At 61.5% G+C, this 12,435-nt stretch carries 7 protein-coding genes and 2 pseudogenes; 2 read left to right on the top strand and 7 right to left on the bottom strand.

Going from position 1 to position 12,435, the window contains the following annotated elements; all coding sequences use genetic code 11:
- Positions 1-164: 164 nt before the first annotated feature.
- On the top strand, positions 165-1,499 hold the full coding sequence (locus ACPYOI_RS05305) for a dicarboxylate/amino acid:cation symporter (RefSeq protein ID WP_481419168.1): 1,335 nt from the start codon (positions 165-167) through the stop codon (positions 1,497-1,499).
- Positions 1,500-1,633: 134 nt separating this feature from the next.
- Here ACPYOI_RS05305 and ACPYOI_RS05300 read toward each other — a convergent pair.
- The 7 genes and pseudogenes from ACPYOI_RS05300 to ACPYOI_RS05270 form a co-directional block, all read right to left on the bottom strand.
- A pseudogene (locus ACPYOI_RS05300) lies at positions 1,634-2,719 on the bottom strand (molybdopterin dinucleotide binding domain-containing protein); the annotation flags it as partial.
- A gap of 123 nt (positions 2,720-2,842) precedes the next feature.
- A pseudogene (locus tag ACPYOI_RS05295) lies at positions 2,843-4,459 on the bottom strand (molybdopterin-dependent oxidoreductase); the annotation flags it as partial.
- Positions 4,459-4,794 (bottom strand): nitrite reductase small subunit NirD, encoded by a 336-nt coding sequence (gene nirD, locus ACPYOI_RS05290; RefSeq protein WP_481419169.1) that lies wholly within the window; start codon positions 4,792-4,794, stop codon positions 4,459-4,461. The gene nirD and the pseudogene ACPYOI_RS05295, both read right to left, overlap by 1 nt.
- Positions 4,795-4,798: 4 nt before the next feature.
- Positions 4,799-7,249, bottom strand: coding sequence for a nitrite reductase large subunit NirB (nirB, locus tag ACPYOI_RS05285; RefSeq protein WP_481419170.1), 2,451 nt, complete (start codon positions 7,247-7,249; stop codon positions 4,799-4,801).
- Between the two features lie 18 nt (positions 7,250-7,267).
- Positions 7,268-8,530: an MFS transporter gene (locus ACPYOI_RS05280; protein WP_481419171.1), complete on the bottom strand. Its 1,263-nt coding sequence runs from the start codon at positions 8,528-8,530 to the stop codon at positions 7,268-7,270.
- A 368-nt stretch (positions 8,531-8,898) separates the two neighbouring features.
- Complete coding sequence (locus ACPYOI_RS05275) at positions 8,899-10,164, bottom strand: CmpA/NrtA family ABC transporter substrate-binding protein (RefSeq protein WP_481419172.1); 1,266 nt, start codon at positions 10,162-10,164, stop codon at positions 8,899-8,901.
- 58 nt (positions 10,165-10,222) lie between these two features.
- A complete protein-coding gene (locus ACPYOI_RS05270) occupies positions 10,223-10,810 on the bottom strand; it encodes an ANTAR domain-containing response regulator (protein ID WP_481419173.1) in 588 nt (195 codons plus the stop codon).
- A 286-nt stretch (positions 10,811-11,096) separates the two neighbouring features.
- Here ACPYOI_RS05270 and ACPYOI_RS05265 point away from each other — a divergent pair, with 286 nt between their 5' ends.
- Positions 11,097-12,428 carry a hemolysin family protein gene (locus ACPYOI_RS05265; protein ID WP_481419174.1) on the top strand — a complete coding sequence of 444 codons (1,332 nt, stop codon included), beginning with the start codon at positions 11,097-11,099 and terminating at the stop codon, positions 12,426-12,428.
- Positions 12,429-12,435: the final 7 nt, after the last annotated feature.

Genomic DNA, 12,435 nt, shown 5'->3' with positions numbered 1-12,435 from the left:
GTTTTCGGGGCGTTTTCTGAAAAAGATAAAGAAAACAGTCATGTAGCGTTGGCTTGGCAAACTGGCACACACATTGCAGCAGCTGTGTGATCAGCCATGTGGTTGTTGAGTTGCCTGACTTGCCCCGGGAGGCCGCTCGCGGTTTGGGGCCAACGGAGGATACTATGCATGTAGCCGCCCCCGCCGCGCCAGCACGTGGCAAAGTTCCCTTTTACCGCCATCTCTATGTGCAGGTGGTTTTCGCTATCTGTGCCGGCATTCTGCTCGGACACTTCTATCCGGAAATCGGCACGGCGCTGAAGCCGCTTGGCGATGCTTTCATCAAACTCGTGAAGATGATCATCGCACCCGTCATCTTCCTGACGGTCGCGACCGGGATTGCGGGCATGTCCGATCTGCAGAAGGTCGGTCGCGTTGCGGGCAAGGCGATGATCTACTTCCTCGTCTTTTCGACGCTGGCGCTGGCGGTCGGCCTTGTCGTTTCCAATGTCATCCAGCCGGGCGCAGGAATGCACATCAATCCCGCGACGCTGGATGCCAAGGCCGTCACCTCCTATGCCGAAAAGGCGCATGATGCGAGCGTCACCGGATTCCTGATGAATATCATTCCGGACACCATCGTCGGCGCCTTTGCCGAGGGCGATATCCTGCAGGTCCTGTTTTTCTCGGTCCTGTTCGGCATGTCGCTGGCCTTGGTCGGCGATCGCGGCCGTCCGGTCGTGGATTTCCTCCAGGCCCTGACGGCGCCGATCTTCCGCCTCGTGGGTATCCTGATGAAGGCGGCCCCTATCGGCGCCTTTGGTGCAATGTCGTTCACGATCGGCAAGTATGGCATCGGCTCGATTGCCAATCTCGCAATGCTGATCGGCACGTTCTACCTGACCTCGCTGCTCTTCGTGCTTGTCGTGCTCGGCGCAGTGGCCCGTTACAACGGCTTCTCGATCCTGGCTCTGATCCGCTACATCAAGGAAGAACTGCTGCTGGTCCTCGGCACGTCTTCGTCGGAAGCTGCACTCCCCGGCCTGATGGCCAAAATGGAACGGGCCGGCTGCAAGCGCTCGGTTGTCGGCCTGGTCATCCCCACCGGCTATTCCTTCAATCTCGACGGCACCAACATCTACATGACGCTGGCAGCCCTGTTCATCGCCCAGGCGACGGATACGCCGCTTTCGTTCGGTGAGCAGATCCTGCTGCTGCTGGTTGCGATGCTGAGCTCGAAGGGTGCGGCAGGCATCACGGGGGCAGGTTTCATCACGCTCGCCGCAACGCTTTCCGTCGTTCCATCGGTTCCCGTTGCCGGCATGGCGCTCATCCTCGGTGTCGACCGCTTCATGTCGGAATGCCGCGCACTGACCAATTTCGTTGGAAACGCGGTTGCCACGATTGTCGTCGCCCGCTGGGAGAACGAGTTGGACCAGACAAAGCTTGCCGCGGCACTGGCTGGAGAGCTGCCGGAGGAGGTGGAAGTTCCTGCGCCGGCTCTGCAGGCGGCGGAATAAGACAAACCGAACAGCCGCACTCAGGGCGCGGCTGTGTGAGGAAGAAACGATGAGCGGCCTATGTTAGGCCGCTCATGCCATTTTAGGTGGGGCGTGAATCGTAGCTCGTCAGCCGCTTCCTGAAGCGGCGATCGTTACTCCGCGGCGGCGGCAAGACATCCATCGATGATGCCCCTTATTTCCGCGCGGCATGAACCGCAGTTGGTTCCGGCGTTGAGTTCCTTGCCGATTGCTTCGACGCTGTGACAGCCGTTGCGGACAGCACCGACGATCTGGTTGACGCCGACGCCGAAGCAGGAGCAGACGGTGGCGCCCGGATCCGGCTTGTCCGCGCCGGGGCGACCGGCGACCAGCGCGAAGCGCTTGCGCAGATTGGTGTGCTCGGCGCTGAGCTGTGAGATCGCCCAGTTGCGGGCGACGGCGACGGGTTCGCGTGCAGTAAACAGCGCTGCAAGCAGGCGCGTGCCGTCGAAAAAGGCGAGCCTCAGATCGCCCGATTGCTGGTCGGCGTAGCCGAGTGGCTCGATGTCGTCGGGGATGCCGAACGTGGTGCGGCACCACGTGCACCAGTCCTCGACCGGCTGGTCGAAGGCGAGTTCCACGCGCCAGCCGCCTTCGGCCGTTGCGAGAGCCCAATAGGCCGCGTCGAGTTGGTCCGGCTTAGTCTCGGAAACGGCAAAGCCGTAGCGCGCAGCCTTGAAGCGTCGGGCCGCGACCGCGACATTCTTGGACGCCGGCTGGCCCGAGATTGCGTCGGTCAAAGGCGCGACGACGGCGTCGATGCGAGCCTTCGCGGCAAACTGATCATTCCAGTGCATAGGCACGAAAATGCTGCCGCGGGCCTGTCTCTCGGTGATCAGGGCGCGAACCACGGCCCTGCCGTGCGGGCTTTCGATCTCGACGAGACCGGCGTTGCCGACACCGATCTCGATCGCGTCGCGCGGATGGATTTCGGCGAAAGGCTCGGCGATATGGGATGAAAGCCGCGCGCTCTTTCCCGTCCGCGTCATCGTGTGCCATTGGTCGCGGATGCGGCCGGTGTTCAGCGTGAAGGGATAGTCGGCGTTGGTGCGATCCGAGACCACCGGTTCGACGGCGATGAAGCGTGCCTTGCCGTCGGCATGGTAGAAGCCGCCATTCGAAAAGAAGCGCTTGTCATTACCCCCCTCTGGCCTGCCGGCCATCTCCCCCACAAGGGGGGAGATTGGCTGGGCGCCGGCCCCTTCTTCTAAATCGACCGTCGAATAAGCCGCGAGGCTTGCTTCGGAGCGATGCTCATGCCGCTCGCCATCTCCCCCCTTGTGGGGGAGATGGCCGGCAGGCCAGAGGGGGGCTGCCTCGCGCGCGGCAGGCCATTGGAAGGGCGGCATGGTGTCGTAGGTTTCATGTCCGATGTCAGCGTATGCGCCGATATCGAAGTCGCGACTGCCGTTATTCTCGAAGGCGGAGAGGGCGGCGTGTTCGTCGAAAATATCCGCATTGGAGTCGAAGTCGAAGGCTTGGGCAAAGCCCATCCGTTTGGCCACCTCAGCAAGCTGCCACCAGTCGGCGCGGGCTTCTCCGGGTACATCGAGGAAGGAGCGCTGGCGGGAGATACGGCGTTCGGAATTGGTGACCGTGCCGCTCTTTTCGCCCCAGCCGAGCGAGGGCAGGAGGACATGGGCATGACGCGCGGTATCGGTATCCTTCAGGATGTCGGAGACGACGACGAACGGACAGGCCTTGATGGCGGCCTCGACGGCGTCGGCATCCGGCATCGAGACGACCGGGTTCGTCGCCATGATCCAAAGGGCCTTGATCCGCCCGTCGGCGACGGCCCTGAACATGTCGACCGCCTTCAGGCCCGGCTTTTCGGCAATGGTCGGCGCACCCCAGAAACGCTGGACGCGGTCGCGATCCTCGGCACTTTCGATGGCCATGTGGGCAGCCAGCATGTTGGCAAGCCCGCCGACCTCGCGTCCCCCCATGGCATTCGGTTGGCCCGTCAGCGAGAAGGGCCCCATGCCCGGCCGGCCGATCCGACCGGTGGCAAGGTGACAGTTGATGATGGCATTGACCTTGTCGGTGCCCGAGGAGGACTGGTTGACGCCTTGGCTGTAGCAGGTGACCACCTTCTCGGTGGTGGCAAAGAGACGGTAGAATTCGCGAAGCTGCATGGCCGGCAGGCCGGTCAACTCAAGCACCTCGTTGAAGGAGATGCCCGACGCAGCGGTAAAGGCTTCGGCAAAGCCGTTGGTATGTTCGGAAACATAGTTCTGATCGATGGCGTTGTTTGCGATCAGGTGTTCGAAAAGGCCGACGAAAAGCGCGACATCGCTGTCCGAGCGGATCGCCAGGTGCAGGTCGGCGATATCTGATGTCATCGTGCGCCGCGGATCGATGACGACGACCTTCATGCCGGGGCGCGCCGCCTTGGCAGCCGCCAGCCGTTGATAGATGACCGGGTGGCACCAGGCGAGGTTCGAGCCGGTGAGGATCACCAGATCGGCAAGCTCGATATCCTCATAGGTGCCCGGCACGGTGTCCGATCCGAAGGCGCGGCGGTGACCCGCGACGGAAGACGACATGCAGAGCCGCGAATTGGTGTCGATGTTGGCGGAGCCGATGAAGCCTTTCATCAGCTTGTTGGCAACATAGTAGTCCTCCGTCAGCAACTGACCGGAGATGTAGAAGGCAACGGAATCGGGTCCATGCTCAGTGATGGCATCCGAAAATCGTTGCGCGACGAGGTCAAGCGCCTGTCCCCATTCTGTCCGCTCCCCGGAAATTTCGGGGTAGAGCACGCGTCCGTCGAGATCGACGGTTTCTCCGAGCGCCGAGCCCTTCGAGCACAGCCGGCCGAAATTCGAGGGGTGGTCCGGGTCGCCCTTGACGGAAACCTTGCCGTCGTCTGCGACCTTGGCGATGACGCCGCAGCCGACACCGCAATAAGGACAGGTTGTCTTGACCTCTTTTTCCATCATTCGGCCGCCATCATCAGGCTTTCAAGCGCGATGTAGAGGGCGCCGTTTTCGTTGCGCACCGGTATGGTCCGCACGTCGCCCTCATCGGCGCCGAGCGCCTTGCCGGTCTCGAGCGAGATTACCCAGTTGTGCAGCGGGCAGGTGACGGCCTTGGCATGGACGATGCCCTGGGAAAGCGGCCCGCCCTTGTGTGGGCAGTGATCCTCGATGGCGAAGACCTCGTTTTCGGCGGTGCGGAAGACGGCGATCTTGGCCTGCGGTGTTTTCACGCAGCGCGCGCCCCTGAGCGGAATTTCGGAGATGTCGCCGATTGAAATCCAGTTCATGTCCATCTCCTTACTCAGCGGCCTGCGGGTAGCCGATCGTCGCCATCGGCTTGAACTCATGCTTATCCTTGCCGGAGACGCGCTCTGACCAGGGATCGACCTGCGCGAATTTCTGGGAGAAGACGAAGCGCTCGTAGTAGGCCTTGCGCTTGTCGGCGTCGTCCATGATCTGGCGACGGATTTCGTCGAGGCCGACGCGCTTCGCCCATTTGTAGATGCGCTCGAGATAGCGGGCCTGCTCGCGGTACATCTGCGTCAGCGCCACGATATGCTCCAGCGCATCGTCCTCTGTCTTCACCAGCCCGAGAACCTCGGTGCCCTTGATGTCGAGACCGGCAGCACCGGCGAAATGGATCTCGAAGCCTGAGTCTACGCAGATGACGCCGATGTCCTTGCAGGTCGCTTCGGCGCAATTGCGCGGGCAGCCTGAGACAGCCATCTTCAGTTTCGCTGGCGTCCAGGAGCCCCACATGAACTTCTCGATGCGGATGCCGAGACCGGTGGAATCCTGCGTGCCGAAACGGCACCAGTCGGAACCGACGCAGGTCTTCACCGTGCGCAGCCCCTTGGCATAGGCCTGTCCGGAGACGAAGCCCGCCTTGCCGAGATCGGCCCAGACTGCCGGTAGGTCTTCCTTCTCGATGCCAAGCAGGTCGATGCGCTGGCCGCCCGTCACCTTGACCATCGGGATTTCGAACTTGTCGACGACATCAGCGATGGCGCGCAGTTCGTTTGAATTCGTGACACCGCCCCACATGCGCGGAACGACGGAATAGGTGCCGTCCTTCTGGATGTTGGCGTGGACGCGCTCGTTGATGAAGCGCGACTGGTAATCGTCGGCATATTCGTCCGGCCAGTCGCACACGAGGTAGTAGTTGAGCGCCGGACGACACTTGGCGCAGCCGCAGGAGGTCTTCCATTCGAGTTCCTGCATGACGGCAGGGATGCTCTTCAGGCCCTTGGCCTTGATCAGGCGGCGAACATCGTCGTGGCCGAGTTCGGTGCAGGTGCACATCGGCTGGACGGCGGCCGGGTTGTAGCTGTCGCCAAGCGTCAGCGTCATCAGCTTTTCAACGAGGCCGGTGCAGGAGCCGCAGGACGCGGACGCCTTGGTGTGGGCGCGCACGTCGTCCAGCGACGTCAGGCCCTTGCTGGTGATGGTCGAAGTGATCTTGCCCTTGCAGACGCCGTTGCAGCCACAGATTTCCGCGTCATCCGGCAAGGCTGCAACGGCCGCCATAGGGTCCAGCGGCGACCCTCCCTGATAGGCCTGACCGAAGATCAGCGTTTCGCGCATCTCCTTGATGTCGGTCTGTTTCCTTTTCAGATCATTGAACCAGGCACCGTCGGCGGTTTCGCCGTAAAGGACGGTGCCGATGATCTTGTTGTTCTTCAGCACAAGGCGCTTGTAGACGCCGGCGGAAGCGTCGCGCAGCACGATTTCCTCGCGATCGTCGCCATCGGCGAAGTCGCCGAGCGAAAAGAGTTCGATGCCGGTGACCTTGAGCTTGGTCGGCGTGTCCGAATGCACGAAGGCAGCGGAGCGGTCGCCCGACAGATGCGAGGCGGCGACGCGGGCCATCTCGTAGAGCGGCGCGACCAGGCCGTAGACCACGCCGCCGACTTCGGCGCACTCGCCGAGCGCCATGATGCTGCCGTCCGAGGTCTGCATGCCGTCATCGACGACGATGCCGCGGTTGACAGCAATGCCGGCGTCCTTGGCAATGCCGGCATTCGGACGGATGCCGACGGCCATCACGACGAGGGTTGCAGGAATGACACGGCCGTCGTCTAGCTCAACACCCTCGACCTTGCCATTGCCGATGATCGCCTTGGTGTTGGCCTTGCAGATGACCTTGATGCCGCGCTCCTCCACGGCCTTCTGCAGGAGGTAACCGGCAGCCGGATCGAGCTGACGCTCCATCAGTGTCGGCATCACGTGCAGAACAGTCACGTCCATGCCGCGCGACGCAAGGCCGGCCGCCGCCTCGAGGCCGAGCAGACCACCGCCGATGACGATCGCCTTCTCGCGCGACTGGGCGGCAAGCAGCATCGCCTGCACGTCGTCGAGGTCGCGGTAGGTGATGACGCCGGGCAGATCCTTTCCGGGCACGGGGATGATGAAAGGCACGGAGCCGGTGGCGATCACCAGCTTGTCGTAGCTTTCGGTGACGCCGTGATCTGACGTGACCGTCTTGGCGGCACGATCGATCTTGATGATCTTGTGACCCTTGTAGAGGGTGATGCCGTGCTTGATGTACCATCCATCACCATGGATGATGATTTCCTCGTAGTCCTTCTCGCCGGATAGAACCGGCGAGAGCATGATGCGGTCGTAGTTGACGCGCGGCTCGGCGTTGAAGATCGTGACCTGGTATTGGTCCGGGGCCTTTTCAAAGAGGTGCTCGAGCATGCGCCCGGGCGCCATGCCGTTGCCGATGATGACAAGCTTCTCAGTCATAGTTTCAAAGTCCTCAGATCAGGTGGCAGCGACGGCTTGTGCGGAGAGGCCCCGGCGGTCGAGTTGTCGGACCGACAGGTGCATCCAGACGAGCGAGATGACGACGACCGCAAAGAGCAGCATGAAGCAGCTCGACCAGAGGCCGGTCATGTCCTTGAGCAGGCCGAAGGCGATCGGCAGGATGAAGCCGCCGAGGCCGCCCATCATGCCGACGATACCGCCGACCGCGCCAACGCTTTCGGGGTAGTAGGCGGGGATATGCTTATAGACAGCCGCCTTGCCGAGGCTCATCACGAAGCCGAGGGCGAAGATGATAACGATGAAGACGACAGGCGTGATGCCGAGCGCTGCGCCCGTTCCGGCAGCCGGGAGCGACAGGATGAGCGTCGCGACAGCCGCGACCGCGAACATCACATACATCACGCTGCGTGCGCCCTTCTTGTCGGAGACGACGCCGCCGAAGGCGCGGAAGATGCTGCCGGGGATGGAATAGGCGGCAGCGACCATGCCGGCGACTTCGAGATTGAAGCCGTAGACACCGACCAGATAGCGGGGCAGCCACAGCGACAGGGCAACGAAGCCACCGAAGGCGAAGAAGTAATAGAGCGAGAAGCGCCAGACCTGGACGTTCTTCAGCGGTGCGAATTCCTGCGCCAGGCTCTTGGAGGCGAGCTTGCCTTCGCGGCGGAGGCGGAAGGCCGGATCATCCGTCGTGGTGAACCAGAAGACGATTGCCATCAGCGCTAGGCCGACGGCCCAGATCTGGGCAACGGCTTGCCAGCCCCACGCAATCAGCACGAAGGGGGCTGCGAACTTGGTCACCGCGGCGCCGACATTGCCGGCGCCGAAGATGCCAAGCGCCGTTCCCTGTTTTTCCGCCGGAAAGAAGGGCGATACATAGGCGACGCCGACCGCGAAGGAGCCACCGGCAAGGCCGACACCGAGGCCGGCGACCAGCATTTGGGTATAGGTGTGGGCATAGGAGAGCAGGAAGGTCGCCACGGCGGCGGCCAGCATGGTGAGCGTGTAGACGAGGCGGCCGCCATAACGGCCGGTCCAGATGCCAAGGACGATGCGGACGAGCGAACCGGTCAGAACAGGCGTGCCGACCAGCAATCCGAACTCGGCCTCGTTCAGGCCAAGCTCCTGTTTGATGCGGATGCCGATGATCGCGAAGATCGTCCAGACGGCAAAACAGAGGGTGAAGGCAATCGTGGACATCCACAATGCTTTGGCTGGTTCGCCGGCGGACATGGACTGTGTGTTCCTGATAACAGACATGGCTTCTCCGGGGCCCGACGAGGTCGTGCCGATCCATTGTTGAACGTTGAAACAAAAAACGCCGCTCGGAGATTGCGTCCACGGGAAGGAAGGGTTCCCAGACTGCAACAACCTTGCGACGTCGATGTCTTTGCGAGCGCCTATTGCGCGCTCATCCGCCTAGATCGCCGTTGATCCGGGCAAAATTAGTCCTGCAAGCTGCGTGCCAGTTTATTTCGGATTTTGTAGGTCATTGAAATTACTGGAGAACCGATAGTTTGAACGCCGATGCGCAATTTTCGGGCGGAGAGTGTGCTGCGTATCTTTTGTGCGAATGCAGTACGTGGTGCGCGAGCCGCTGCCAGCCTTTTGTGCAGAGCAGCAAAAAGTCAGACTTCGTCCGCGCCCGGGGTAAAGCGTTGGGCGCTCTTGACGGCGAACCCGTCGACGTATTCCACGAATTGCGCTGGATCGAAGATCCGCCCGTCCATAAAGCGGTCGCCATCGCTATCGCCTTCGACCCGGATATCGGCGTCTGGCGGCGTGCAGTTCTCGCCGAGTGCTGCCCTGTAGAGATCGGGACGATAGGCAGAGGCCGCCGATCGTGCGCTGTTCAGGCTGATCTCGGCCTGGCCCCAGCGGACCATCTGGCTGTAGATCCACAATGCCTGGCTCGGCCGTGGGTAATTCGCATAATCACCATGGAACATGAAGTAGTTGTCGATGACGCGGCGGCTGCCCGTGGCATCCAGGCTGAACTCGCCTGCGAGCACGTACCTTACAATATCGACAGGAGCGGAAATATAACGCTGATCCGCCAATGCTTCGGCCAGGGCATCGTGGTTTTCGGCGCGATCGCACCAGCGCGCCGCAGCGTCCAGCGCCACGATCAGCCGGGAGACCGTTTCCGGATGGCTTTCGGCCCAATCGGGCCGCATGCCGACCACCTTCTCGGGCGCCGAGGGCCAGATATCCTGCTTTGCGGCGACGATCCGGCCGACGCCGCGTTCGGAAGCCACCATGTTCCACGGCGCGCCGACGCAGAAGCCGTCGATCGCCCCGACCGCCAGGGCGTCGGAGGTGAGGGGAGGCGGAACAACGACCAGCTTCACATCCCTGTCCGGATCGATCCCGCCGGCAGCCAACCAGTAGCGGAACTCGTAGTTGTGCGAGGAAAACGGATAGGTCATGCCAAGTGTCGGCGTGGTTTCGCCGCGGACCCGCATATCGGCTAGCACTTTGGCCAGCGCCTTGGCATTCTCGATCGCGCTTGCCGTTTCCGAAATGCCCGCCACTTGGCGCATGCGTTCGAAGAGCCGGGTCGAGAGCGTGATCGCATTGCCGCCGCGTCCCAAAGAAAAGGGTGCAATCGTCGGGGAGGGGTTCGACCCCAATCCGAGCACTGCCGCAACCGGCATCGGCGAGAGCATGTGGGCGAGGTCGAACTGGCGAAATGCCAGCCGATCGCGAACATTCGCCCAGGAAACGTCCTTGACCAGATCGAGGGTCAGGCCCTCCTTCTCGGCAAATCCGAATTCTGCGGCGGCAATCAGCACCGAGGCGTCGACAAGCGGAATGAAGCCGGCGCGCAGAACGCGAGGCCCTTCGCTGTGGAGCCGTAAAGGCGCAGACAAACGGCCTTGCTGTATTTCCATTCTCGTCACCGCATTCACTCCGCAGTCCTCCGAACAATCGAATGGCGTTCGCGCCGGTTCACATCAACAACCCGGCCGCCGTCACGACGCTTTGCGCGATCTCGGACATCTTCTTCTTCTCGTTCATCGCCGTCTGGCGCAACAGGGCGAACGCCTCTTCCTCCGAAAGGCCACGCATCCTCATGAGGATACCCTTGGCCCGTTCGATGATCTTGCGTTCCTCAAGTGCCGACTTCGCGTCGGCAAGCTCCCGCTGCAGGCGGCTGAATGCATTGAACCGGCTGACGGCCATATCGAGGATCGGTTTCACTCGCTCCTTTTTCAACCCGTCGACGATATAGGCGGAGACCCCGGCTTCGACCGCCGCCTCGATCGACGCGCTATCCGATCGATCGACGAACATCGCGATCGGCCGGCTGACCGTCCGTGTGAGCTGGAAAAGATGTTCCATCATGTCGCGATTGGGGTTCTCGATATCGATGATGATGACATCAGGCTTCAGCGTTTCGATGATGCGCGCGACGCCGTGTACCTCATGGACCACCGCTACACGCGTATGACCAGCCTCCCGCAGCCCCTCTTCGATGATTGAGGCGCGGATCGTATTTTCATCGATGACAAGCACTGTCAGGTCGCAACGGCTCATGCGTCATTTTAACCGCACTGCAGCACAACAGGCAAGGTGAATAGCCACAAAATTAAGCAATAATAGATAATGCACAAAAAATGTGCGGATGCGAATGTTTCGAGCATTTCACGTGGCGAAGAGGTCGCCCCAGTAGTTCAACTCCAGCGACGATGTCGATTGTTTTTGAAGATGCGTCGCAGCCTCTCGCATCTCCAAAATCATAAATCAGCTGCTGTCCTGTGTGCCGCTTCTGCTTCCGCGTGCTACGATATCGTTTCATTCCACAGTTAGGGACGATCAAGACATGACGGGCCAAGATGGCAGTATTCTGGATTATGCCGGAGTTCTTGCCGTGTTTCTTCTGGTCGGCGCGAATGGCTTCTTCGTGGCTGCCGAATTTGCACTGGTTTCCGTCAGGCGCAGCCGGGTCGCCGAACTTGCCGCTGCGGGACGGATGAACGCTTCGGCGCTTCAGCGGGCGGTAGACAGTCTCGACGCAAATCTCGCGGCGACGCAGCTCGGCATCACGATCTCCTCGCTTGCTCTCGGCTGGGTCGGTGAACCGGCGCTGGCGCATCTGATCCAGCCACTGCTGGCGTGGCTGCCGGGCGAATGGGCCGTGAGGGGCTCGCACGCCATCGCCGTCGTCATAGCATTCATCATCATAACGGCGCTTCATATCGTGCTCGGGGAGCTGGCGCCGAAGAGCCTGGCGCTACAGCGAAGCGAAGGAACGGCGCTCGCCGTCGTCCGGCCACTCGATTGCTTCCTCACCCTGTTCAAACCGGCAATCTTCGTTCTCAACGGCTTGGGCAACCTCGTGCTCCGAGCCGTCGGACTTCGTGCGGGAGCAGGCGAATCCTCCTTTCATTCTCCACAGGAACTGAAGCTGCTGGTGGCCGAGAGCCAGGAAGCGGGCCTTCTCAATCCGGTGCAGCAGCAGCTCGTCGAACGGGTGCTCAATATCGGCGAGAGACCGATCTCCGACATCATGACGCCACGCCTCGATGTCGACTGGTTCGATGCCGATGACAGCGAGGCTGAAATCCTGAAAACGATCCGGGAATGCAGGCACGAGCAGCTTCTCGTCGCCCGCGGCTCGATCGACGAACCGATTGGCATGGTTCTAAAGAAGGACCTGCTCGATCAGGTTCTGGATGGCGGAAAGATCAGGCCTCTGGATGCGATCAAGCAGCCGCTGGTGCTCCATGAGGGGACCTCGGTGGTGCGCGTCCTCGATAGCTTCAAGGCCTCGCCGGTCCATCTTGCCATCGTCATCGATGAATATGGTAGCCTTGAGGGTATTGTCACGCAGACCGATCTGCTCGAAACGATTGCCGGAGATCTCCCGGGATCCGACGAGGAGCCGACCATCATTGTCCGCGAAGACGGCTCGCTGCTGGTCGATGCGATGATGCCAGCCTTTGACGCTTTCGAAAGACTGGGTTTGCGCGAAAAGCCGGACGCCGATTTCCACACGCTCGCGGGCTTTGCCCTTCACCAGCTCCAGCACATTCCCGAGACCGGTGAAACCTTCGAGTTCGACGGATGGCGGTTCGAAGTCATCGACATGGACGGCATGCGCATCGACAAGATCATGGCGACGCGCACGTCGGCAGACGCGGCCGATATCTAGTCAACGC

Source organism: Rhizobium sp. SVR5-2C, assembly GCF_056755115.1.
Note: the sequence above shows the minus strand (reverse complement) of the source record. Positions and strands in the feature narration are given on the sequence as shown.